The organism is Paenibacillus taichungensis (assembly GCF_003287275.1).
Taxonomy (GTDB): Bacteria; Bacillota; Bacilli; order Paenibacillales; family Paenibacillaceae; genus Paenibacillus; species Paenibacillus taichungensis_A.
In genome coordinates this window covers 632,373-657,118 of the sequence record NZ_QEVW01000005.1, presented here as the reverse complement: position 1 = coordinate 657,118, position 24,746 = coordinate 632,373, and the positions used below count along the sequence as shown (strand labels likewise).

The 24,746-nt window shown below is 47.3% G+C and carries 25 protein-coding genes; 23 read left to right on the top strand and 2 right to left on the bottom strand.

The genetic code is table 11. From position 1 onward, the window contains the following. Positions 1 to 14 precede the first annotated feature (14 nt). Positions 15 to 1,055: a SepM family pheromone-processing serine protease gene (locus DC345_RS08210; RefSeq protein WP_113052660.1), complete on the top strand. Its 1,041-nt coding sequence runs from the start codon at positions 15 to 17 to the stop codon at positions 1,053 to 1,055. Positions 1,056 to 1,336: 281 nt separating this feature from the next. Here the strand turns inward: DC345_RS08210 and DC345_RS08205 are convergent, their stop codons facing one another. Beyond that, positions 1,337 to 2,569: a nucleotidyltransferase gene (locus DC345_RS08205; RefSeq protein ID WP_113052866.1), complete on the bottom strand. Its 1,233-nt coding sequence runs from the start codon at positions 2,567 to 2,569 to the stop codon at positions 1,337 to 1,339. A gap of 485 nt (positions 2,570 to 3,054) precedes the next feature. Here DC345_RS08205 and DC345_RS08200 point away from each other — a divergent pair, with 485 nt between their 5' ends. The 21 genes from DC345_RS08200 to DC345_RS08100 all read left to right on the top strand — a co-directional run bounded on the left by DC345_RS08200 (position 3,055) and on the right by DC345_RS08100 (position 22,813). Next, a complete protein-coding gene (locus DC345_RS08200; RefSeq protein WP_113052659.1) occupies positions 3,055 to 3,561 on the top strand; it encodes a YceD family protein in 507 nt (168 codons plus the stop codon). A gap of 68 nt (positions 3,562 to 3,629) precedes the next feature. Continuing rightward, positions 3,630 to 3,803, top strand: a complete 174-nt coding sequence (rpmF, locus tag DC345_RS08195) for a 50S ribosomal protein L32 (protein WP_017689233.1) — start codon at positions 3,630 to 3,632, stop codon at positions 3,801 to 3,803. A 449-nt stretch (positions 3,804 to 4,252) separates the two neighbouring features. Beyond that, positions 4,253 to 4,801 (top strand): transcription factor FapR, encoded by a 549-nt coding sequence (gene fapR, locus DC345_RS08190; RefSeq protein WP_205525006.1) that lies wholly within the window; start codon positions 4,253 to 4,255, stop codon positions 4,799 to 4,801. Next, a complete protein-coding gene (gene plsX, locus DC345_RS08185; RefSeq protein ID WP_064639094.1) occupies positions 4,798 to 5,793 on the top strand; it encodes a phosphate acyltransferase PlsX in 996 nt (331 codons plus the stop codon). The genes fapR and plsX overlap by 4 nt, the downstream gene beginning before the upstream one ends. 8 nt (positions 5,794 to 5,801) lie before the next feature. Continuing rightward, positions 5,802 to 6,791 (top strand): beta-ketoacyl-ACP synthase III, encoded by a 990-nt coding sequence (locus tag DC345_RS08180; RefSeq protein WP_063564927.1) that lies wholly within the window; start codon positions 5,802 to 5,804, stop codon positions 6,789 to 6,791. 27 nt (positions 6,792 to 6,818) lie between these two features. Next, positions 6,819 to 7,751, top strand: coding sequence for an ACP S-malonyltransferase (fabD, locus tag DC345_RS08175; RefSeq protein ID WP_113052658.1), 933 nt, complete (start codon positions 6,819 to 6,821; stop codon positions 7,749 to 7,751). A 37-nt stretch (positions 7,752 to 7,788) separates the two neighbouring features. Then, entirely contained in the window at positions 7,789 to 8,538 is a 750-nt protein-coding gene (fabG, locus tag DC345_RS08170; RefSeq protein WP_063564667.1) for a 3-oxoacyl-[acyl-carrier-protein] reductase, read from the top strand. Positions 8,539 to 8,689: 151 nt separating this feature from the next. Continuing rightward, the gene (gene acpP, locus DC345_RS08165; RefSeq protein ID WP_024630176.1) at positions 8,690 to 8,923 is read left to right on the top strand and encodes an acyl carrier protein; all 234 of its coding nucleotides are present in this window, start codon (positions 8,690 to 8,692) and stop codon (positions 8,921 to 8,923) included. Positions 8,924 to 9,103: 180 nt separating this feature from the next. Beyond that, positions 9,104 to 10,342: a beta-ketoacyl-ACP synthase II gene (gene fabF / locus DC345_RS08160; protein ID WP_024630177.1), complete on the top strand. Its 1,239-nt coding sequence runs from the start codon at positions 9,104 to 9,106 to the stop codon at positions 10,340 to 10,342. A 13-nt stretch (positions 10,343 to 10,355) separates the two neighbouring features. Beyond that, entirely contained in the window at positions 10,356 to 11,054 is a 699-nt protein-coding gene (gene rnc, locus DC345_RS08155) for a ribonuclease III (RefSeq protein ID WP_024630178.1), read from the top strand. Between the two features lie 189 nt (positions 11,055 to 11,243). Further along, positions 11,244 to 14,813, top strand: a complete 3,570-nt coding sequence (gene smc / locus DC345_RS08150) for a chromosome segregation protein SMC (protein ID WP_113052657.1) — start codon at positions 11,244 to 11,246, stop codon at positions 14,811 to 14,813. Between the two features lie 75 nt (positions 14,814 to 14,888). Continuing rightward, entirely contained in the window at positions 14,889 to 15,902 is a 1,014-nt protein-coding gene (ftsY, locus tag DC345_RS08145) for a signal recognition particle-docking protein FtsY (RefSeq protein ID WP_063564665.1), read from the top strand. A 144-nt stretch (positions 15,903 to 16,046) separates the two neighbouring features. Beyond that, positions 16,047 to 16,694 carry a PAQR family membrane homeostasis protein TrhA gene (trhA, locus tag DC345_RS08140; RefSeq protein WP_113052656.1) on the top strand — a complete coding sequence of 216 codons (648 nt, stop codon included), beginning with the start codon at positions 16,047 to 16,049 and terminating at the stop codon, positions 16,692 to 16,694. A gap of 260 nt (positions 16,695 to 16,954) precedes the next feature. Beyond that, a complete protein-coding gene (locus DC345_RS08135) occupies positions 16,955 to 17,305 on the top strand; it encodes a putative DNA-binding protein (protein ID WP_113052655.1) in 351 nt (116 codons plus the stop codon). A gap of 65 nt (positions 17,306 to 17,370) precedes the next feature. Next, on the top strand, positions 17,371 to 18,747 hold the full coding sequence (ffh, locus tag DC345_RS08130) for a signal recognition particle protein (RefSeq protein ID WP_024630183.1): 1,377 nt from the start codon (positions 17,371 to 17,373) through the stop codon (positions 18,745 to 18,747). A 54-nt stretch (positions 18,748 to 18,801) separates the two neighbouring features. Continuing rightward, positions 18,802 to 19,074, top strand: coding sequence for a 30S ribosomal protein S16 (gene rpsP / locus DC345_RS08125; protein ID WP_024630184.1), 273 nt, complete (start codon positions 18,802 to 18,804; stop codon positions 19,072 to 19,074). A gap of 23 nt (positions 19,075 to 19,097) precedes the next feature. After that, entirely contained in the window at positions 19,098 to 19,328 is a 231-nt protein-coding gene (locus DC345_RS08120) for a KH domain-containing protein (RefSeq protein ID WP_024630185.1), read from the top strand. A 221-nt stretch (positions 19,329 to 19,549) separates the two neighbouring features. Beyond that, a complete protein-coding gene (gene rimM / locus DC345_RS08115; RefSeq protein ID WP_113052654.1) occupies positions 19,550 to 20,062 on the top strand; it encodes a ribosome maturation factor RimM in 513 nt (170 codons plus the stop codon). A 1-nt stretch (position 20,063) separates the two neighbouring features. After that, on the top strand, positions 20,064 to 20,831 hold the full coding sequence (trmD, locus tag DC345_RS08110) for a tRNA (guanosine(37)-N1)-methyltransferase TrmD (protein WP_113052653.1): 768 nt from the start codon (positions 20,064 to 20,066) through the stop codon (positions 20,829 to 20,831). 191 nt (positions 20,832 to 21,022) lie between these two features. Continuing rightward, the gene (locus DC345_RS08105; protein WP_113052652.1) at positions 21,023 to 21,403 is read left to right on the top strand and encodes a VOC family protein; all 381 of its coding nucleotides are present in this window, start codon (positions 21,023 to 21,025) and stop codon (positions 21,401 to 21,403) included. 147 nt (positions 21,404 to 21,550) lie between these two features. After that, positions 21,551 to 22,813 (top strand): hypothetical protein, encoded by a 1,263-nt coding sequence (locus tag DC345_RS08100; RefSeq protein ID WP_113052651.1) that lies wholly within the window; start codon positions 21,551 to 21,553, stop codon positions 22,811 to 22,813. Here DC345_RS08100 and DC345_RS08095 read toward each other — a convergent pair. After that, positions 22,810 to 23,775: a polysaccharide deacetylase family protein gene (locus tag DC345_RS08095; RefSeq protein ID WP_113052650.1), complete on the bottom strand. Its 966-nt coding sequence runs from the start codon at positions 23,773 to 23,775 to the stop codon at positions 22,810 to 22,812. The two genes, DC345_RS08100 and DC345_RS08095, sit on opposite strands and share 4 nt — an antisense overlap. Before the next feature lie 508 nt (positions 23,776 to 24,283). Here DC345_RS08095 and rplS point away from each other — a divergent pair. After that, on the top strand, positions 24,284 to 24,625 hold the full coding sequence (gene rplS / locus DC345_RS08090) for a 50S ribosomal protein L19 (protein WP_024630190.1): 342 nt from the start codon (positions 24,284 to 24,286) through the stop codon (positions 24,623 to 24,625). Positions 24,626 to 24,746 lie beyond the last annotated feature (121 nt).

The window sequence follows — 24,746 nt, the reverse complement described above, 5'->3', positions numbered from 1 at the left end:
CGGGGGCTCATGCAATGAATCGGATTCGGAAATCTGGCGGATTCAGAGCTTCGATCTTTGTGATCGTGGTGGCTCTGGTCGTCTATGTTGCGGTGTATATGCCAACGCCATATATTATTTATATGCCTGGTAGTGCCGACGAAGTAAAACCCATGGTTACCGTGAAAGAGGGGGATAAGGAAGAACGCGGAGTTTTTATGATGACGACAGTGTCGGCATCATACGCCAATGTGTTTTTGCTAGGAACCTCCTTGTTTAATCGAAATGCACAAGTGGATAAAAAAGAAGATCGGCTGCGCGGCAAAAGCGAAGCGGAATATTCTGCCGAACAGGTCTGGTTCATGAGTGATTCACAATCCTCGGCCATGGAGGCGGCTTATGAGCAGGCGGGAGTGAAATACTCCATTGTTCCTGAGCATATTTTTGTATTTGGGCTGTCCGAAGATCCAAAACCTAAGGGAGATATTGAGCCCGGAGATATTATTTTGGGTGTAGACGGAACGGCAACTCCGGACAATACAGTGTTGTCTGAGCAGTTAAAGAACAAAAGGGTCGGAGATACGGTTGAGATGCAATTGGAGCGAGGCGGAGAGACGATCAGCCGCGACGTTCAACTAATTGAAGTGAAAGATAGTAAAACCGGTGAAGTTCGCCCGGCACTGGGTGTCATGATCGGAGCGGTTCAGAAAGTGAAAGCAGAAGATCCGGATAAACAGATATCCTTCACGGATACTCAGGTAGGTGGTCCATCTGCTGGACTGATGTTCACCCTGGAGATTTACAATCAGTTGACCCCTGGAGATCTGACGAAAGGTCACCGGATTGCTGGCACAGGCACCATTAACAAAGAAGGAGTGGTTGGCGCAATTGGTGGCGTTGTGCACAAAATTGTTGCGGCAGACCGGAAAGATGCAGAGTTTTTCTTTGTGCCGAAGGACAATTATAAAGAAGCTGAAGCCAAGGCTGAACAGATCGGCACCAAAATGAAACTCATTCCTGTCAGCACGCTGGATGATGCGCTGGCTTATCTGAAAACCTTGTCTGTCAAATCCTAAAAGGATCATTATCAGTGAACAGCAAGACTAAAAGAATATCAGGATGATGCGAAATCCCCCTATTGCAACGATGCTGAATCGGTGTGCAGTAGGGGGATTTTGTGTGAGTGATCGATATAAAATAACGCATGATCAACGCGAGTCTGATCAATCGATTTTATAATAATAAATCAGAATTGCATCAAATGATGGTTAAGCGCTGGCTCCGGCAAAAGCTTGTGAGTCGTTGGTGCTTCGAATCGTTAATGTTGAACCAGCTATGTATAGGTCTGAACGTAGAGTTAGAGCCTTACAGGCGGGTCATAGTAGTCGCTGTACATCATACGTGTATCGGTGTGTTCGCAGGCAAGTGCATATGCTGCCTGAGCTTGTATATCCAGTTCCAACTGGTTATGAACAAAGGTTGATGGTTTCAGCAGTACAGGCAGAGTAGCCGTCTTTTTCATCTGTTTCAAGAGGCTCTGTCCTTGTGCATTAAAGCCCAGCACACGAAGGTATGCTGGCCCTTCAGCCAGCTTCTCGGGCGAACATTCGGCCTTGGTATGATTCAGCAGCAAATGGGTCAGCATACGCTGTAGCTTTGTGCGTGTGTAGCGTTTCGTCTTGAGTGCGTTCAGCAACGCCTCGACTGAAGGCTCCGAAAGTTGAGCAAGTGTACGGCTCAGCCTGTGTTCGAGTCCTTCCGTGACCTCGGCGATCTGTTCCAGCTCGGAGGTACGGCGTGTGGCCGCAATGTGCAGCAGCGGCTGCGCCAAGCACTCCCAGTGCACGGGAGCGCTCCCTTCCTGCCATTCGCGCCGCAGAATGGCAAGGGTTGCCGCCGGCACGTACGGCGCGGCGGCTTCGGGCCCGTCCGCCATCAGCAGGCGGCGGACGGCAGTTGCACTGGCGATCGCACCCGGTCCGGGCGTCGCCTGATGATACGCGGCACCGGTACGCGCCGCCGTAAAGGGCCTGATCGCGCTGCCTAGCCGTTGCAGCGCGATCAGGTAGTGCAGCCCAAGCGAATTGTTGGGCTGCCCCAGCAGTGCAGCGGCGTCGTCCGCATCGACGCCGCCAGGCGCCAGCGCTGCCGCCGCACCTGCGTATGCGGCGGGGTAGCTGGCGCCTTCCCGCAGGCGGCGCGCGATATGCTCGCGCAGCCCTGCGGGCTCCACAGCCAGCACGCGCGCAATGCGCTGCAGGCTGTCCAGGTCGCCGGACTCGCTGCCGAAGCAGAGCGAGTCCACCACGCCTGTGCGGTGCAGCAGGGACACCGCACCAAAGGCGAACCACTCGGCCGGTTGTACAGCATAGGCAACCGGCAGTTCAAGCACCAGATCGGCGCCAGCATGCAGCGCCATCTCAGTGCGTGCCCTTTTGCCCACGATGGCGGGTTCGCCGCGCTGGAGGAAAGGGCCGCTCATCACAGCCACAACAGCGTCTGCTCCACTGAGCCGTCTGGCTTCACTAAGATGATAGACATGTCCGTTATGTAAAGGGTTATATTCAACAATGACGCCAACGGCTTTCATAATGAGAACGCGCTCCTTTCGGTCAATATTCATTTGCGGTTCAATCCTTCACTCCTAGCCCGATAATATACGAGCTCATCTTGTTCCATAATAGGACATGGAGATACCTTTGTTCAAATCATATCGCAGTACATACACCGGGAAAGAGAAGAATCCTGCTGGTCGATATAGCCGGAACCCACCCTCAAAATGCATGACTTGTAGTTTAACTTACAGTAAGCCTATAATGTATCAGAGATTGAATGCGGATTAGGCTCGTCATTTTCAAATAAGGGTGTAAAGTTAAAAGTGTTGACAAACGTCTTGAAAAATCGGTATAATGATTTTTGTTTGTTAAGTCAATTTCATAATACTTTTAACGATGATTCGTCAGAATACATACAGTCAGGAATATGATGTGTTGCAAGAGTCAGGCTTGACCTGTATAACTGTCGTAAGGCGTTTAACTTATATTATGAGATTGGTTTCGTTTGGAGTGATGGGAAATGTTAATGCCATTTCGCAAAGTGGCTACCAGTGACCGCCCCCTGCAGTTCAATGAACAGTGGGATATTAAGGAACTGGTTTCTAACCGACAGGATATCACAGCCGTTACCCCGCTGACTGCGGATTTATCTGCAGAACAGAGAGAGGGCGACGTTGTGGATGTTCATGGCAAACTGACAGTAGGAGTGGACATGTTATGCTCCCGGTGTCTTAAGCCGATTAATGAACATTTTCATATTGATTTTCATGAGCAATTCAAGCAGGGGAAACAGCCAGAGGAATTGCCCGAAGACGATGATACTTTCTACGTGGATGGAGAGAGCGTTGATCTGAAAGGTTATGCCGAGGAAGCTTTTCTGCTGGATCTTCCGTTTATACCGCTATGCAGCGATACATGCAAAGGGTTATGCCCCAAGTGTGGCCATGAGCTGAACGAAGGTGACTGCGGTTGTGATAACCAAGTTATCGATCCGCGGCTTGCAGGGCTCAAGGATTTTTTTAAATGAGCATGAGTGAAAATCGAACATTGTAACAACTACCTGCAAAGGTTGATTTTGATAAGGAGGTGGGAATAATGGCAGTACCTCAACGGAGAACGTCCAAGACGCGTCGCGACAAACGTCGCACTCACTTTAAATTGGCTGTACCGGGCATGGTGAAATGTGAACAATGTGGCGAACTTAAACTTAGTCACCACGTGTGCAAAGTGTGCGGAACGTACAAAGCAAGAGAGATCATCTCTCAATAATAGCTAGACATTAAGTAGCACTTCATTTCGATGAGGTGCTACTTTTTTTAGACTATAACGTCGTAAGAATGACCACTTCTACCTGTATTCTATCTTCTTGAACTAAGTTCAATATACGTTTTGATATTTTAGTAAGGCTCGCTATTGATTGTGTTCAGGGCTGTGAAGCCAGGCTCCGCAAGGCAGGATTGTTTTTGTACAGCCAGCCTTTCTTTTTGAAGCGGGATGAGATATACTATAGTTTAGTACCAGGTTCTAAGATTTGACGTTACATAAACATGTACCATGATTCGTGTGAACGACCCTGCTGAACAGGGGTGTAACTATAGAAGCAACGTGAAAAAAATATATTGAACTGACCGGATTAGGCGGTTCCTTAAACGATACAGCGGGGGGTGTCAGGCATCGAACGTGTACCGAAGAGACAGAGGCAGCAGCAGTTAACCAAAATGATCGAAGACAACCCGTTTGTGACGGATCAGGAACTTACACGCCAATTGAAGGTGAGTATTCAGACGATTCGTCTCGACAGACTGGAGCTTGGGATTCCCGAGCTTCGGGAACGGATGAAACTGATGGCGGAGCGTTCCTATGACCAGGTGCGCTCCTTGCCCCTGCATGAGATTATCGGTGATATTGTGGACTTGCAGCTGGACAAGAGCGGGATATCCTTGTTTGAGATTAAGGAAGAACATGTATTTTCAAGAACGGGCATTGCTCGGGGGCACTATGTTTTTGCACAGGCCAACTCGTTGGCAGTAGCCGTTATTAATGACGAGATTGCTTTGACAGCTTCCGCAGACATTCGTTTTGTCCGTTCAGTCCATTTGTCTGAAAAATGTATTGCGAAGGCCTATGTGCGATCAATCTCGGGTCAAAAGGGCAAAGCTAAAGTGGAAGTGTTTACTTATGTGGGTGAAGAAATGGTGTTTCAAGGCAACTTTGTAATCTACCGTTCAGGTGGAGAAGACAGCGTAGAAGGAGGTCATTTGGGATGAAAATCGTCATTGATGCCATGGGAGGCGATAACGCACCTGCTGCAACAGTAGAAGGTGCGATCGCCGCGGCTACGGAATGGGCGGATACACAGATCGTCCTGGTCGGCGATGAAGCCAAGCTGGAACCTCTTCTGAGTCAGTCAGGTGCCAAACCTGCTAATCTGACCATTCGGCATGCTTCCGAAGTGATTGGTTCGGATGATGAACCGGTGAAGGCAGTCCGTCGCAAGAAGGATGCCTCCATGGTGGTTGCAGGTCGTATGCTTAAGGAAGGCGAAGCAGACGCCATGATCTCTGCGGGAAATACCGGAGCGCTGATGACAGCCGGTTTGCTTGTGGTTGGTCGTATGGAAGGTATTGAACGCCCGGCGCTTGCGCCCATGATTCCAACGATCGATGATGTGGGTGTACTTGCACTTGATCTCGGTGCGAATATGGATGCCAAACCGGAACACCTCGCACAGTATGGTCTGATGGGAAGCTTGTATCGACAAAAAGTGCAGGGAATCGCGTCACCAAGAGTGGGCCTGCTCAATGTGGGAACGGAGCCGGGTAAGGGGAATGAGTTGACTAAACATGCCTATCCGTTGCTCGAGCAACTTCCAATTCGTTTTGTTGGTAACGTAGAGGCCCGCGATGTGCTTACAGGCGCATGTGATGTGCTTGTATGTGATGGATTTGCCGGGAATATATTGCTCAAATCTCTTGAAGGCACAGCGGGTGCCATTTTCGCTTTGCTTAAGGAACAATTCTCATCGTCGCTCAAAAGCAAACTGGCTGCTGCTGTGCTTATGCCTGAGCTGCGCGGTTTGAAACGGAAACTGGATTATACCGAGCATGGCGGTGCACCACTCCTCGGTTTGAGCAGACTTGTGGTGAAAAGTCATGGATCGGCTGATGGCAATGCCATCAAAAATGCTGTGCGCCAAGCACGGATTGCAGTACAGAACCAGCTGGTGGAGAGCATATCTAAGGAAATTAGCGGGAAGTGAGTGACGACATGAATAATTTGCGCCCGGTAGGGGTTATCGGTACAGGTAAATATGTGCCTGAGAAAATTTTGACAAACAGCGATTTGGAGAAAATGGTCGATACGAATGATGAGTGGATTGTCAGTCGTACAGGAATCAAGGAACGTCACATTGCTGCACCGGATCAGGCGACTTCGGATCTGGCATACGAGGCAGCTATTAAAGCGCTTGAATCTGCTGGCATGACTGGCAGTGATCTTGATCTGATTATTGTGGCAACTATTACACCGGATTCTTCTTTCCCTTCTACTGCTTGTATTTTGCAAGATAAGCTTGGTGCCAAGGGCGCTGCGGCATTTGACTTGTCTGCTGCCTGCTCCGGATTTGTATACGGTCTGGCAACAGCAACGAGCTTTATCCAAAGCGGCATGTACAATAATGCACTTGTTATTGGTGCAGATTGTTTGTCTCGTATTACTGACTATACCGACCGTAATACCTGTGTGCTGTTTGGCGACGGAGCGGGCGCGGTAATCGTTGGTGAAGTGCCAGAAGGCCGTGGATTCAAATCATTCGATCTCGGAGCTGAAGGTGCGGGCGGAAGCCTGCTTCAAATGGAGGGCGGAGGTTCACGTCTGCCGGCATCCGTAGAAACAGTTGAGAACAAAAAACATTACATTTACATGAATGGCCGTGAAGTGTTTAAATTTGCAGTACGGGTGATGGGTACAGCGACAATCGAAGTACTGCGCAAGGCTGGCCTGGAGCGTACGGACGTGGATCTGTTTGTTCCTCACCAAGCCAATATCCGGATTATCCAATCCGCAATGCAGCGACTTGAGCTTCCTGAAGAGAAAGTTGTAGTCAATGTGGATAAATACGCCAACACATCTGCAGCCTCCATTCCGCTTGCTTTGGTAGAAGCTGCTGAAGAAGGCCGCATGAAAGCCGGAGATACCGTGCTTATGGTTGGTTTTGGTGGCGGATTGACGTGGGGCGCATCGGTACTCGTTTGGTAAACTAGACAGCTGGGAGAGATAAATTGGATGGGTAAAATAGCATTTGTATTTCCCGGACAGGGATCGCAGACTGTGGGCATGGCCAAGGACGCACATGAGTCTGTGCCTGCGGCAACAGAGATTTTTCGTACAGCCGATGAAACGCTGGGTTTCTCGCTGAGCAATCTTGTTTTTGAGGGACCAGAGACCGAGTTGAAACAGACATCAAATACGCAACCGGCTCTGCTGACAGCAAGTATTGCATTGCTTGAGGCTTTTAAAGAAAAAGGGATTCAGCCTGATTATATGGCCGGACACAGCCTGGGTGAATACAGTGCACTGGTCGCGGCGGGCGTTCTTTCGTTTGCGGACGCAGTAAGCATTGTGCGGGCACGCGGTCAATATATGGAACAGGCTGTTCCTGGTGGACAGGGTGCGATGGCTGCGGTATTGGGTGCGGATCGGGAAGCGCTGGGGGTGCTTTGCCGGGACGTATCCGAAAGTGGTCATGCAGTTGAACTTGCGAACATCAACTGTCCGGGACAAATCGTAATTTCAGGTGTGAAGGAAGGGGTAGCTGCTGTCGCTGAACGGGTTAAAGAAGCAGGCGGCAAACGTGCCATCACACTTGAAGTAAGCGGTCCGTTCCATTCTTCCTTAATGAAGGGTGCAGCAGAGAAGCTGGCTGAAAAACTAAAAACTGTTTCGTTCTCACCAGGGGCGGTCCCTGTAGTCGCGAATGTGACTGCGAGACCTGTTGAGGACGGTAAGGTTCAGGATTTATTGACAGCTCAGGTCTATTCTCCGGTTTTATGGGAAGACAGTGTGACATGGCTTATTGAGCAAGGTGTAGATACCTTTATCGAGATTGGCTCTGGCAGTGTGTTAACAGGTTTGATTAAAAAAACAGATAAAACCGTTAAACTGTACAATGTAAACAGTCTTGAGACGCTCGAAGCAACGGCAGCTGCACTAATTTGATTAACAATGATTAGATTTGGGGAAAGGAGGAATGATTATGTCTAAACCATTACAAGGCAAAAATGCGCTCGTTACCGGTGCATCCCGAGGTATCGGGCGCAGTATTGCACTCGCTTTGGCTGAGGCAGGCGCCAACGTGGCCGTGAATTATGCGGGTAGTCAAGCGGCAGCTGAGGAAGTAGCGGAAGCGATTCGCGCCAAAGGTGTCCAGGCAATTACGATTCAAGCAAATGTTGGCCAGATGGATGAAGCCGAACAAATGGTCAAAGCAACGATTGAAGCGTGGGGCAATGTTGATATTCTCGTCAACAATGCTGGAATTACCCGTGATAATCTGATCATGCGAATGAAAGAAGAGGAATTTGATCAGGTAATCGAAACCAATCTCAAAGGGGTGTTTAACTGTCTTAAGGCGGTTACGCGTCCAATGATGAAACAACGGTCTGGTAGAATTATCAATATCTCCTCTGTTGTGGGTGTGCTCGGAAATGCTGGACAAGCAAACTATGTTGCTGCCAAGGCAGGGGTCATCGGTTTGACGAAGGCATCTGCACGTGAGCTTGCCTCCCGCGGCATCACAGTTAACTGCGTTGCACCAGGATTTATTGAGACCGATATGACGAAGGAATTGTCCCAGGAGATCGTGGACAACATGTTGAACGGTATTCCGTTGTCCCGTCTGGGCCAGCCGGATGAAATCGCCGGTGTTGTCACGTTCCTGGCTTCAGAAGCTTCATCTTATATGACAGGGCAGACACTGCATGTTGATGGTGGCATGTACATGTAATTCTTCCCGGACTTGAACAATAGTCGGGGAACAGGCGCTGGACGATCCGAAATGCCGGAAAAAGGCCGGGTTCCCCGGCCGGGAGCCGCATATGTCTTCTATGGCATTTTGCCTGCGATTCTCGTATAATACCAAGGAGGAGGTGAACCGGATGTCCGATGTATTGGAGCGTGTAAAACGCATCGTCGTCGACCGCTTGGGCGCAGACGAAGCTGAAGTTACACTTGAAGCATCTTTCAAAGAAGATTTGGGTGCTGATTCTTTGGATGTAGTGGAATTGGTCATGGAATTGGAAGATGAATTCGATTTGGAAATCTCTGATGAAGATGCAGAAAAAATCACGACCGTAGGTGAAGTTGTAAACTACATACAATCTCATACCTAAAGTCAATTCAGTCCCGCACCTGTTTTCGAACAGGCGGGACTTCTCATCATTCATTGGTTTTTCTCATTCCGCAAGCGGCGCAGGTCAAACGGATCTTCGGGTCCTGTTTGGCTAGACGTCTGTTTGCGGATATTCCCACAAAATACTTGCGTAATGCAGTCGATATAGAGGTGAGTCGGTTTGAAACAAAGAGTTGTAATTACCGGAATGGGCGTAATGACATCGCTCGGAAAAGATTTGGAAACGTTCTGGGGCAGTTTAATGGCAGGCAAGTCCGGAATCTCTCAGATTGAGGCGTTTGATGTAAGTGAATACACCACTCAAATTGCAGCCGAGATCAAGGATTTCAACCCGGAAGAGTACATGGATCGCAAAGATGCACGTAAGATGGACCGTTTTGTTCAGTTCGCTGTAGCAGCTGGCTTCAAAGCCGTTGAAGACAGTGGTCTGAAAATTGACGAGAATATTGATGCAGAGCGTTTCGGTGTGTCGATCGGATCGGGTATCGGTGGATTGGGTACTTGGGAGGACCAACATAATGCATTGCTGCAAAAAGGTCCTAAACGTGTAAGCCCATTTTTCATTCCGATGATGATCTCCAACATGGCTTCTGGCCAGATGTCGATTTCTCTCGGGGCGAAAGGTCCAAACATCAACGTGGTAACGGCCTGTGCTACAGGAACACACTCCATTGGAGATTCCTTCAAGCTGATTGCAAACGGTGATGCGGATGCAATGATTTGTGGCGGTGCGGAAGCAACCATTAGACCAACCGGTCTGGCTGGGTTCTGTGCAATGCGTGCCATGTCTACACGTAACGATGATCCGGCGAAGTCGAGCCGTCCTTTTGATACGGAACGTGACGGGTTTGTTATGGGCGAGGGCGCGGGAGTTCTGATCCTTGAATCCCTTGAACATGCTCAAAAACGTGGTGCACGAATCTATGGCGAAGTGATTGGTTACGGTCTCACTGGCGATGCACATCACATGACGGAGCCTGATCCGGACGGAGCAGCTCGTTGCATGAAGATGGCTCTGCGTAATGCGGGTATCGAACCAGAAGAAGTGGACTATATCAATGCACATGGTACATCAACACCTGTAGGTGACAGATCCGAAACGCTTGCGATCAAAAAAGCGTTTGGCGATCATGCGTACAAGCTTGCGGTGAGTTCTACCAAATCGATGACAGGTCATATGCTTGGTGCTGCTGGTGGCGTGGAAGCCGTAATCTGCGGATTGTCGCTGACACATCAGACGCTTGCTCCAACGATTAACCTCGAAAATCAGGACCCGGAATGTGATCTGGATTATGTTCCAAACGTTCCACGTCAAACTAAAGTCAATATTGCCATGTCCAATTCATTTGGGTTCGGCGGTCACAATGCCACCATTATTCTCAAAAAATTTGAAGCATAAGGGGCTAGTTCGTTTGAGTGAAGATCTGAAGCAGTTACAACACAAACTTCAAATCAAATTTGACAACAGGCAGCTTTTAAAACAAGCGTTTACCCATGCTTCTTATGTAAACGAACACCGGTTCAGTCAGCATCAGGATAACGAACGTCTGGAGTTTCTAGGCGATGCGGTACTGGAACTGACTGTGTCGGAATACTTGTATCATTTGTTTCCTAACCGGCCGGAAGGTGAATTAACTAAGCTGCGGGCATCCATTGTCTGTGAGCCTTCCCTCGTCAAATTTGCTGAAGCGTTGGGTTTTGGGCAGTATGTACTTCTTGGTAAAGGTGAGGAACTGACTGGAGGACGAACTAGACCGGCTTTATTAGCGGATGTGTTCGAATCTTTCATCGGTGCATTATATCTGGATCAGGGATTGGCGCCTGTCCGGACATTTCTGGATCAGCATGTATTTCCGTTAATCGTTCTGGGAAGCAAATTGCAAATGAGCGATTACAAAACGGAATTGCAGGAACTCACTCAGCATCACAATATGGGAGCTCTTGAATACCGTATTGTTGAGGAACGGGGCCCTGCCCATGAACGGGAGTTTGTCTCCGAGGTCCATATGGGTCAAGAACGGCTTGGCAGAGGTACAGGACGTTCCAAAAAGGAAGCCGAACAACAGGCTGCATCTGCAGCTCTGGATCGACTGAAGCTTCCGGAAGCCTGAGCTTTACCGTAAGCGCATAGACAAACGAAGAGCAAAGAGCAGCCCGCGGGTCCGCCTGGCGGAATTTATCGGCCGGACTGCTTTTTGCTCTTTTTTTTGTAAGGAGGATCAGGATATTCATTTCCTGTTCGATAACTAGGCGCTGAATGCAACATTTGAAATTTGCAAGAGGAGGTGACGGGAAACCCTATGTTTTTGAAACGGATTGAACTGGGTGGATTCAAGTCATTCGCCGACAAAACGGAAATGGAATTCGTTCGTGGCATAACCGCGGTTGTGGGCCCGAACGGAAGTGGCAAAAGTAACATTTCAGACGGCATACGCTGGGTTCTTGGGGAACAAAGCGCCAAATCACTGCGTGGTGGCAAAATGGAAGATATCATTTTTGCCGGCAGTGATGCACGGAAGGCTGTTAATTATGGTGAAGTTTCGTTGACGCTGGATAACGAAGATCATGCGCTTGCTTTGGATTTTGGTGAAGTAACGGTAACGCGTCGTGTACATCGCAGCGGAGACAGTGAATATTTTATCAACAAGCAGTCGTGTCGGTTAAAGGATATTACGGAATTGTTTATGGATACCGGGATCGGCAAGGAAGCTTACTCGATTATTGGACAGGGACGAATTGAAGAGATTCTGAGTACCCGTTCAGAGGATCGCAGGGGGATCTTTGAAGAGGCATCAGGTATTGTTAAATACAAATCACGCAAACGGGATGCTACGCGCAAACTGGATGAGACGGAACAGAATTTATTGCGTATTCATGACCTGGTCACCGAACTGGAAGACCAGATTGGTCCGTTAAAGGAACAATCGGAGAAAGCAATCCACTACAAGGAATTGCGTGGACAGCTGAAGTCACAGGAAATCTCCATGTATGTGTATCAAATCGAACAAATTCACGCTTCCTGGAGCAAAGCAAATCAGCGACTTGAATCGTTGAAACAGGAAGAAGTCGGATTGGCTGCTATCGTCTCCACTCATGATGCCAAGCTGGAAAGTGACCGAATTGCACTGCGTACGCTGGAAACGGAGACGGAACAGCTGCAATCGGCCTTATTGCAATTCAGTGAAGCTACGGAGAAAAGCGAAGGGCTCGGGGAACTGCTCAAGGAGCGCTCTCGTCATCTGCAGACGAACCAGGAACAGCTTAAAGTGACGCTTGCAGCGAGTGAGGAGAGGCATCGGGAGCGTGAAGCCGAGTTACTTGCATTACGTGAGAAGTTTGCCAAGCTTGAACTGGAATTGAGCGACGTGAGAAACCGCCTGTCCGAGGAAGAGGCCAAACTCATCGGTGTCACTGGCGGCATTAGCCAACAGCAGGAGGAGAGCCTTAAGGGCAACTTGCTGGAACTGATGAATCAGATGGCCCAGACACGAAATGAAATTCGTTATGCGGACCAACAGAAAGAAACGCTTGAACGGCGAATGAATCGCGCGACTGAGGAATCCGGCAAGTGGGAAGGCCAGAAGGAAACGCTGGAAGCCCGCAAAACGGAGATTGAGAAAAAAGTTGTTCGTCTAGGCAAGGAAATCAGTGATCTGCGCGGTGGTTATATTACGGAAAGTGAACGTCTCCAATCGCTGCAGAAGCTGCTCGAAGAAAGCCGGGGAACTGTCCGTAAATGGGAACAGAAGCGTGAAGCCCAGGTCTCCCGTCGCGATACAATGAAAGAAATGCAAGATGATTTTGACGGTTTCATGTTGGGTGTCAAAGAAGTTCTTAAGGCATCACGTAAAGGTACACTAAACGGGGTTCATGGAGCCGTTGCAGAACTCGTTAAAGTGCCTGAGAAGATCGAACTTGCGGTAGAGACAGCGATGGGCGCTTCCCTGCAGCATGTCGTCATGGAGAATGAATCGGTTTCCAGACAGGCGATCGCTTTTTTGAAACAACGTCAATTGGGCAGAGCTACGTTCCTCCCGCTGGATGTTATTCGTGCACGTACCATCGGTGCGGGTGAACGTTCGATGATCGAAGGCATGGATGGTTTTGTGGGAATTGGTGCGGATCTCGTACAATACGACTCCCGTTATGCTGCGATCATTGGAAGCCTGCTCGGAAATGTCATTATTGCGGAGAAACTGGAGGATGCCAATAAGATCGCGGCTCGCTGCCAATATCGTTTCCGGGTCGTAACCTTGGAAGGCGATGTGGTTAACGCGGGTGGTTCGATGACTGGTGGTAGCCAACACAAGAAAAATGGTAGTCTACTCAGCCGCAAACGGCAGCTGGACCAGCTAGACCAGGACATTTTGGATACCGAAAGTCAGATCGTAAAACTGCATCGCAGTGTGGATGATGTAAAAACTCAACTGGAGCAGTGCCAAGACAAGCTGGACGAGCTGCGTCAGTCTGGAGACGACACCCGTAATGCAGAACAGCAGGCTTCAATGGAAATGAAGCAGGTTGAGCATGAGCTGCGTCACGTGCTGGAACAGGTTGCCGTAGCCGGGCAGGAGAAGAGTGGCTTTACCGAAGAAATCAAAGAAATGGATACAGCTCGCGATGTCGCCGTGAAGAAGCTGGAGCAGCTTGAGGAAGAAGAGAAGGCGACCCATCGTGCCATTCATGCCGCAGAATTTGCGCGTAAAGCGAATGAATCGGCGAAGGAGGAATTGCAGACCCAACTCACCGATTTGAAAGTCCGAGAGGGGAAACTGGATCAGGAACGATTCTCCAACGAGGAGCAATTACGGCGTCTGGAGCGTGAAGTGGATTCACTGGTGAAGGATCTTCGTCAAAATCGTACGTTGTTGGCCTCCATGGAAGCTGATCTGAAGAAAACAGAAACGGAAAGTGTTAAACAGATTGAAGATCTTAACCAGTACAAGCTGAAAAAAGCGGAATCTGCGCAGGAGCTGGACTTCAAGCGTGCTGCCCGAAGCGAGCTGTCGAAGAAGCTTGAGCTGGCCGAGAGTGAAACGAAGGAACAGCGCACACAGCTGAAAGCTGTGGAGGAACAGATGCGACAAACGGAAATTTCCGTGAACAGACTTGACGTTGAATTGGAAAACATTCTGCGCAAACTGATGGATGAGTATGAGCTCGGCTATGAACTTGCCAAAGAGCGTTATCCAGTACCGGAAGATGTGGAGAGTACACAAGCTGAGGTTCAGAAACTGAAGCGCAGCATTGCAGCTCTCGGCGACGTCAATCTGGGAGCCATCGAGGAATTCCAGCGGGTTAACGAGCGGTATGAGTTCCTTAGCACGCAGAAGAATGACCTGGTCGAAGCTAAAACAACGTTGTATCAGGTTATTCGAGAAATGGAAGACGAGATGGCCAAACGATTCAAGGCAACGTTTGATGCCATTCGCCGGGAGTTTGGCACTGTCTTCACCAAGCTGTTTGGTGGAGGACGCGCGGATCTTGTATTGATGGACCCTGAGCGTTTGCTCGACACTGGCATTGATATCGTCGCCCAGCCACCAGGCAAAAAGTTGCAAAACCTGCAGCTATTATCCGGTGGGGAACGAGCGTTGACCGCAATGGCGCTTTTATTCGCTATACTGCATGTTAAGCCTGTACCGTTTTGCGTACTGGATGAAGTGGAAGCGGCGCTGGATGAAGCCAACGTGGTGCGTTTTGCCCAGTATTTGCGTGAATTCTCGGAACAAACCCAATTCATCGTTGTTACACATCGCAAAGGCACAATGGAAGAAGCGGATGTGCTGTATGGCGTTACGATGGAAGAGGGCGGAGTATCCAAGCTCGTTTCGGTTAAACTGGAAGATGAGGAAGCTGTCATTGCCTAATCTTTGAGTTGGTTGTCACGCATGAACTCATCTAATATCATTTAAACTAAGAAATGTACACGATGGAGGGGCTTTATGAGTTTTTTTAAAAAGCTGAGAGACAGCATTGCAAGCAAAACGGAGTCGGTTACCAAACAGTTTAAGGACGGGTTGGAAAAGACACGTAAAGGCCTTGTAGAGAAAGTATCGGATCTCGTTATCCGTCGCAAAAAAATCGACGAGGAATTCTATGAAGAATTGGAAGAGATTCTGATTGGAGCCGACGTAGGTGTCAATACGGTCATGAAACTGATTGAAGATCTGCGTGATGAGGTCAAAAAACGTAAAATTGAGGATGCGGCTGAACTACAGCCTGTACTGTCTGAAAAACTGACGGGTTTGCTTCGTGGCGAGCAGAATAATGAACTGAAAATGAATCCGGATGGCATCACGGTTATTTTGTTTGTTGGTGTTAATGGTGTGGGTAAAACAACAACGATTGGTAAGCTGGCCCATCGCTTCAAACAGCAGGGCAAAAAGGTTATCATGGCAGCAGGCGATACGTTCCGTGCCGGAGCGATTGAACAACTCGAAGTATGGGGACAACGTGCCGGTGTGGAAGTCATCAAGCAACAGTCAGGTTCTGACCCTGCCGCTGTTATGTATGATGCGGTGCAAGCTGCGAAGCAACGGGGTGCTGATGTATTGCTCTGTGATACAGCTGGCCGTCTACAGAATAAATCCAATCTGATGGACGAACTCAACAAAATCTATCGTGTCATTCAACGTGAAATTCCGGAAGCTCCTCATGAAGTATTAATGGTGCTGGATGCAACTACAGGTCAGAATGCACTGAATCAGGCCAAACTCTTCGGTGAGAAGAGCGGGGTAACTGGACTTGTGTTGACGAAGCTGGATGGTACCGCCAAAGGTGGTATTGTTGTTGCGATTCGTCAGGAGTTGGATCTGCCTGTGAAGCTGGTTGGACTTGGTGAGAAAATTGATGATCTGCAGCCTTTCGACTCGGAGCAATTCGTGCATGCGTTGTTTGCCGGACTGATCCAGGAACAGCCAGCTGAAAGTGCTGAAGAAGAGGAAGCTAATTCCTAGAACCCTTAATAAATAGGATGAATGAATAGCGCTAACTGTATTGCCAGTGATATACGTGATAAGTGTCACGTGTAATGTCACTGGCAATACGTGTATAATAGGAATAAAGAAGGCAAGGCTAAAGGGCTAGAAAGGACGGTTGATATGGCCAATACCTATACCTATTCCCGCCGTGAGGAAGTCGCCAATGCGGTAACTCATGGAATCGGCGCTGCACTCAGTGTAGCTGCACTGGTGCTATTGATTGTATTTTCGAGTATGAAAGGCACGGCCTGGCATGTGGTCAGTTTCACGATCTACGGGATCACCATGCTACTGCTCTATACGAGCTCTACACTCGTGCATGCATGGAAAGATGGGAAAATGAAAGATTTATTTGAGATTTTCGACCATTCTTCCATTTATTTGTTTATTGCGGGAACTTACACTCCGCTTTTGTTTATTGCTGTTCGTGGTACACTTGGTTGGACCCTGTTCGGTGTAATCTGGGGAATCGCATTATTCGGCGTGATCTTCAAGGCATTTTTTACGAAAAGGTTTCTATTCATGTCCACGATTTTCTATATTGCGATGGGCTGGCTCATCGTTATTGCCTGGCAACCGCTTATGGCTGCCATTCCTACAGGTGGAATCGTGCTGCTGGTTGCTGGAGGCCTGATGTATACACTGGGTACGCTTTTTTATGTGTGGCGTGGATTTCCGTATCACCATGCGATTTGGCATCTCTTTGTGTTGGCAGGCAGTATTCTTCATTTCTTTATGGTACTGCTGTACCTGACACCACTTCGCTAGAACCGGTAGATAGCGTAAAACGAATCGGCTCCATCTGTGGAGACCCATTCGTTTTTTGTTCTATATAAAGGACAAAGCAGGCAAGTATTCTACTGTAGAGGAATGGCAAGGATCAACCATGCAGGCACGAAAAATGAGTGCAAAATGGACGTTTTTATTGTGACAAGTATTTTTGCTTGACAACCTGATTTGTTTTAGGTATTATTAGGAACGTTGCAAGAGTGTAAAGTGTTTTTCCTTGACGAAGGGAGTGCCCCGTTATGAGTCAAGAAAACCGGCTTGAGAAGACAAACCGGATTAACTTGCTGTTTGCTTTCTATGAACGGTTGCTTACCGAGAAACAGCAGACTTTTCTAAAGTATTACTTTCATGATGATTTCTCGCTGGGCGAGATTGCAGCCGAGTTCGAGATCAGCCGCCAGGCGGTATACGAGCACATCAAGCGTGCCGAACAAGTGCTGGAAAATTACGAAAGCAAGCTTGGCTTGCTGGAGAAGCACGAGCGGCGCAACCGTAATCTTGAAGATTTACAAAATGCATTGGAACGCACAGGCGTTTCCATTGATAACAACCAACAAATAAACGATATTATTCAACAGCTCAGAGAGTAGTTCGTAAGAGTTGAACGAAACGTATCGGTCCTGAAAACAGTATTACAGCTTAAGGAGGTGGGATCATGGCATTTGAAGGATTAACGACCCGATTGCAGAATGTGTTCAGCAAGCTGCGCGGCAAAGGCAAGGTGTCTGATGAAGATGTTGCCGAGGCTATGCGCGAGGTACGTCTGGCATTGCTCGAAGCGGATGTAAACTTCAAAGTGGTCAAGGAATTCATCGCCAAGGTGAAAGAGAAGGCTGTTGGCAAAGAAGTGATGGAGAGCTTCACGCCGGGAATGGTCATTATCGACATCGTAAACAAGGAACTGACGGATTTGATGGGTGGAAGCCAGTCGAAACTGGCCAAGGCCAACAAACCGCCTACGGTACTGATGATGGTTGGTTTGCAAGGTGCGGGTAAAACAACCACATCCGGTAAACTGGCTAAGATGCTGCAAAAGCAAAATAGCAGACCGTTACTTGTTGCAGGAGATATTTATCGTCCAGCAGCGATTAAGCAGTTGCAAGTGCTTGGTGAGCAGATCAAAGCGCCAGTATTTACACTGGGAGATCAGACAAGCCCTGTTGAGATCGCACGTCAGGGTCTGCAGCATGCCAAGGATAACGGTAATGACTACGTCATTATCGATACGGCTGGACGTCTGCATGTCGATGAAGAACTGATGGAAGAACTTCGTCAGATTCACAGCGTAGTGAACCCGGATGAAGTATTGCTTGTCGTAGACAGCATGACTGGTCAGGATGCAGTTAATGTGGCAGAACACTTTAATCAGCAGCTTGATCTGACCGGGGTGGTTCTGACTAAGCTTGACGGAGATACTCGTGGTGGTGCCGCGCTTTCTGTTAAAGCAGTCACTGGCTGTCCAATCAAGTTTGCTTCACTTGGGGAGAAACTGGACGCACTTGAGCCTTTCCATCCAGAACGTATGGCTTCACGTATTCTTGGTATGGGTGATATGCTCTCTCTGATTGAGAAGGCACAGTCCAACATTGATACCGAAAAAGCCAAGGAAATGGAACGGAAGATGCGTAATGCAGAATTCACGTTTGAAGATTTCCTTGAGCAAATGGATCAAGTGAAAAAGCTGGGGCCAATCGATCAGATCATGGATATGATTCCTGGTATGGGCAAGATGAAACAAGCCAAGGACCTGAAAGTTGATGATAAACAAATGGGCCGGATCGAAGCGATCGTGTACTCCATGACGACCGAAGAGAAACGTAACCCGGATATGATCAACCATAGCCGCCGGAAGCGGATTGCTACAGGTAGTGGAACATCCCTGGCCGAAGTGAACCGTCTGATCAAGCAGTTTGATGAGATGCGCCGCATGATGAAACAGTTCTCGGATATGATGGGACCTAAAGGCGGCAAGAACAAAGCGATGAAGCAGCTCAAAGGTTTGGGCAAAGGAATGAAGTTTCCTTTCCGTTGATTCTCGGAGCAGCTGAACGATATACAGATTTCATTGAAGGAGGTGAATTTTCAAATGGCAGTTCGTATTCGTCTGAAACGTATGGGTGCTCACAAAGCTCCTTTCTACCGCGTAGTGGTATCGGATTCCCGTTCCCCACGTGACGGTCGTTTTATCGAGGAGATCGGTTACTACAACCCGGTTGAACAACCGGCTGTTGTTAAGATCGATGAAGATAAAGCATTGCAATGGCTTCAAAACGGTGCGCAAGCATCCGACACTGTCCGCAACTTGCTGAGCAAAGCGGGCGTGATGAAGAAGTTCCACGAGTCTAAATTGACTAAATAAGGTGCTGATTCGGAGGGTCATCTATGGAAGAATTAGTAAGCATAATTGCTAAGGCTTTGGTCGATCATCCGGAAGATGTGGCGGTTCGGACGGTTGAGAAAGACCGGCTTGTCGTTTATGAGTTAACCGTTCATCCTGACGATGTTGGGAAAGTGATTGGTAAACAGGGGCGAATCGCAAAGTCTCTTCGTACGGTCGTCACATCAGCAGCAGTTAAGATGGATAAACGGGTAACCGTCGATATCATATCTTAAAGATATACGAAAGGGGGTTAGGATGCATGTCCTAGCCCCTTTTCGTGCATGCTGAAACTTAAATCATAGGATTGAAATAGCTCGTCAAGTATGATTATCTGCGAATCGATTCTGAAGAAGCGTTAGGATAAAAGCGATCCGAAGAACGATCCATAATCGGAACGGTCGCAGGGAGATCATCACATAGGAGTACTAATATGAATGGATTGTAGGAGGAAAGTATGGCAGAGTTTATGAATGTAGGTAAGATCGTCAATACGCATGGAATTCGCGGCGAGGTGAGAATCATGCCTTTAACTGATTTTCCGGAAGTGCGTTTTGCGAAAAATGCAGAGTTGTTTTTCTTTACACCAGATAATCATCCAGTGATGGTTAACGTGGAATCTGCACGTTTGCATAAGAATATGTATATTCTTCGTCTAAAAGAGTATGACAACATTAATGAAGTAGAGAAGTTTAAAGGCGGTATGGCCAAAGTGTTAAAAGAGAATCTGGCAGAGTTGGAGGAAGGTGAATACTACTTCCATCAAATTGTTGGGTGTTCTGTCATCACCGAAGAGGGTGAAACACTTGGAACCATCTCTGAGATATTGACTCCTGGAGCGAATGATGTATGGGTTGTCAAAACGCCTGCAGGTAAAGAAATTTTGCTTCCGGTTATTGATGATGTTGTTCTTGATGTGGACGTTACAAAAAAGCAAGTCAAGGTTCACCTGATGGAAGGGCTGCTGTAACATGAAAGTAGATGTATTAACTCTCTTCCCGGAAATGTTTGACGGTGTGTTCGGAACCAGCATTCTGGGCAAAGCCCAAACCAAAGGGCTTGTATCTCTGGGAGCAACAAACTTTCGGAATTTTGCAACCAATAAACATAATACAGTTGACGATGCACCTTACGGCGGAGGTGGAGGCATGGTATTAAAGCCAGATCCCATCTTTGCTGCTGTCGAGGATGTATTAGAGCAGCGAGGCGAAGCTGCGGCAACGATGAAACCCCCACGTATCATTCTGATGTGCCCGCAAGGTGAGACGTTCACACAGAAAAAAGCAGAGGAACTTGTACAAGAAGATCATCTGATTTTTATTTGCGGACATTATGAAGGTTATGATGAGCGTATCCGAGAGTTTCTCGTGACAGACGAATTGTCAATTGGTGATTACGTGCTGACGGGTGGCGAACTACCTGCGATGGTGGCGATTGACAGTATTGTGCGCCTTATTCCGGGTGTACTTGGTAATGAGACAAGTGCTGTAACGGATTCATTCAGTACCGGATTGCTCGAATACCCGCATTATACGCGTCCTCCGGAATTCAGAGGTATGAAGGTGCCCGATATGCTGTTATCGGGACATCATCTGAATATTGAGGCATGGCGCAGGGAGCAGTCCTTGCTTCGCACGCTGGAACGTAGACCGGATATGTTGGAGACGGCGGACTTGACGGACAAAGAACGGATTTGGCTAAATAAGCTTCGTTCCGAACGTGAAAAGAATGCAGAGTAGTTGGATAGTATCTCGTTTGAGCACGTAAAATAACTCATTTCAAAGCTTGTAAGACCAACCTTGTGATATAAAGGTTGGTCTTTTTCTGTATTGAAGAATGTGAAAAACTGGATTTCCATTGGCAATTACTATAAAATATAAGCGTATTATGAAACTTAGTTTCATTAAATGAAACGAAGGGTGGCGTATATATGTCTTATCACTTTTATGGTCTTGACCATGTACAACTTGCTGCACCAGAAGAGTGTGAAACGGATGCACGTAATTTTTTTAATAAAGTGTTAGGTTGGAGCGAGATTCCCAAACCTGAGATTTTAAGAAAACGTGGTGGTGTTTGGTTTCAATGTGGCATGCATCAAGTACATATTGGAGTGCAAAGAGATTTTGTTCCCGCTATAAAAGCACATCCGGCATTTCACGTACAGAATTTAGATGCGTTGCGTGACAATCTGAATCGTAACCATATTCAAGTCATTGATGATGAAGCGCGGACTGATGAAGGTGTAAAAAGGTTCTATATCAATGATCCCTTTGGAAATCGACTTGAATTTCTAGAATGGATTAAGCCATAGGCCAACAAGCTTAATCCTAATATTGAAACAATTTTGCCCCTTTGAACATTTTTGCATGTTCCGAATTAGGGTTGTATAAACTGAAAAATTTCTTTATGGTGATTTCAGCTAGCAAGGTATGAAGACGACAAGCTGAGGAGGAATAGTATGAATCATCAGCCTTATGAAGTTGGCAGAGTGAATATTAGCGAAGCTGGAGAGCGCTGTAAGATGCTTCTGGGGGATCTGAATGGAGATGGCAGGCTTGAGATGCTGTTGGTGCAGGCTGATGGGGGCATAGATGATCGTTACGTTCCGCATCAGGTATGTTGTTTGTCGGCATATGATCTGGATGGAACATTAATGTGGCAGGTCGGAACACCGGACCCGGATGCAGGCGGTCCAGGATCAGACTATCCTGCTCAGATTGTAGATTGGGACGGAGACGGAAATAATGAAGTGCTGTGTGTAATGAACAAACAATTGCTTATTCTGGATGGAAGAACAGGAGTGATAAAGAAACGTCATGAATTGCCTGAAGAGCAAGCGCATGATTGTATTATTCTTGCAAACCTAAGTGGTGACCAACACACGATGGATATTCTGCTGAAGGATCGGTATAAGACGTTATGGGCATTAGATAACGATTTTAATTTGTTGTGGAAGCATGAAGGCAATATAGGTCATTTTCCGTGGGTATACGATATCGATGGAGATGGCAAAGATGAAGTGATGGCCGGGTATGACATGCTGGATCATGATGGAACATTATTATGGTCCTGTCAGAATCTTGATGATCACGCAGACTGTATATGGTTTGGCGACGTGGACGAGGACGGGGAAGTTGAAATTGTTATTGGTGGCAGTGTCACTGTGATGATGGATCGGTACGGTCATGAAAAATGGCGTTATGAGGATTCGATTGAATCACAGCATATCGCATTGGGGAAATTTTATGGAGAAAGACAAGGATTACAGATTGCAGGCCTGGATCGGATTATTCGTGGAGATGAGAATGGCAAGGATGGAATGTTTATGCTGGATAGGGATGGAAAAGAACTGTGGAAAGAAGATCGTAAAACTCGTGGCTGGTTAACCATTATTGAGCCTGTACGCAGCTGGGATGACAGCGTGCTTGACTATATCCTGGCTTATCGCCGAGGTGCAGGTGTCCTGCCAGCTTTGGTCAATGGTAATATGCAAACGGTTGCAGCATTTGGAAAAGAGGGCTATGCCGTACATGCAGACTTGTGTCAGAGTGGAAGGGAACAGGTCATCATCTATGATGCACATGAGGCGGTAATCTATTCCAGCTCAGTGATGGATGTAACCACTCCAGCCTCTTTGGACATAAAAAGAGCCCAGCTTCAGCCAAAAAGGCTGTATAGCTCGACTCTTTATCCCGGCGGGGAAGTTTCAATCCTAGATTAATGACTGATTTCTACGACAGGAAGGATTTCCTGTTGGTCTGATTCAGGGTGGAGCAATGCAGCCAAATCAGTTCCTGTCGTAACCGTTAATCGTGGGAGCTTCATAGGATTATCCCCAGGTCGAACAAATCCTGAACGTACGGAAAAGGCCATGCGATACCCATTTTGCTGCAGCTGATAGATCATCTGCGTGCTGGTATAACCGAAAGGGTAGGCCAGATACGGCGTATCTATACCGGTTTCTTTCATTAACTTGATGTCATCACTCAGCAGGCTTGTGTCGAGTCCTACGGGCACGTTATCGCCGCAACGCATGTATCCCTTGTGGTGCAAATTATAGGTATGGCTGTTGAACTCAAAGACGTCTTTAGCGTCCTGCATCTCCTGTTTGGAGATAAACGTATTTTTGGTTGGATCAAAAGCTGAAGTCTGGTCCTGAATTTTGCTGCCGATTACAAATAGGGAAGCGTGGAAATTATATTTTTTGAGCACAGGGTAGGCTAGGGTATAATTGTTCTGATATCCATCATCAAAGGTAATGACAATGGATTTTTTGGGTAAAGAGATCTGTCCATTCACGTATTGCTCAAGTTGCTCCAGTGTAATTGTGTTATAGCCTTCTTCATGCAAATATTTCATGTTCTCTTCAAAGTCTTCCAGATTAATGATCGATTTGTTGTTTGGTTCGTGATTGTTGATTTTGGGCAGTATGTAATGATACATCAGTACAGGTACTTCAGTAGCCGAATCTTGTGCGATGTGAAAAGTAGCCAGATCAAGTGCAGGTTTGCTGGAATAATCGGAGTGAGACATTAGAAATGCCTTACGTTTGACCATATCCCAGGACGTGCATGCTTTGTGAGACATTGCATTGGTAGGATGAGTTACCGCATACGCATACATTGTAATAGTACAAGTGAGTAATGCGAGTGCAGCAAGAGCGATTTTTTTGAAGTGTTTCATAAGTCGATTGGTTCTCCTTTTGCCATTTCATTTCTTCGTGGAATTACATTGTAGATGCATCAGCACGTAATCCAACAAGCTATATCATAGACGATCTATCTTAACAGAAAGTTACAGTATTTTTTCCTTCTAATGCTTGACTTATTCAAGAATACTTTTTAGGACACTTCATAGGAGTGGAGCTTCGATGTATATAAAGAATTGAGCTGAAAAGCGGGTTCAACAGGTGTATTTTAATGCAATTTACAATATGACTATAATAGAATTCAGGGACGTGCTCAAGATGATCATTTTAGCTGATAACGATTAATTGGAGTAAAGAAAATTCAGGGGATTGAAGAACTAAGCAGTTCCATCAGCAATTTGTTTATTTTTCCTTGTGTTTTATTATGCTGCGTGATACAATAAGTCTGTTATGTGGAATACGGCGGTCCTCTATGGATAATGAAGGAGACAAGGTGTTCTCTGGAAGAAGTATGAACGCCTGTACGGAAGGAGGGAGTCATAGATGAATATCGTTCAAGCGATTACACAAGAACAACTTCGTAAAGATATTCCGAGTTTTCGTCCTGGTGACACTTTGAAAGTGCACGTTAAGGTAATCGAGGGAACTCGTGAGCGTATCCAATTGTTCGAAGGTGTTGTGATTAAACGCCGTGGTGGTGGAATCAGTGAGACTTTTACAGTTCGTAAAATTTCTTACGGTGTAGGTGTGGAAAGAGCTTTCCCGCTTCATTCCCCTAAAATCGATAGAATCGAAGTGGCTCGCCGTGGTAAAGTGCGTCGTGCGAAGCTTTATTATCTTCGTGAACTACGCGGTAAAGCAGCGAGAATTAAAGAAATTCGTTAATATAACGGATACCGGGGAGGGCTTGGAGACAAGCCCTTTTCGTTTTTGTCCGGGAAAAGTTGAACCGGAGGTGCACTTCCGAGTAAAATGGTATGGCGGCACATGCGCGAATAGTCCGGGA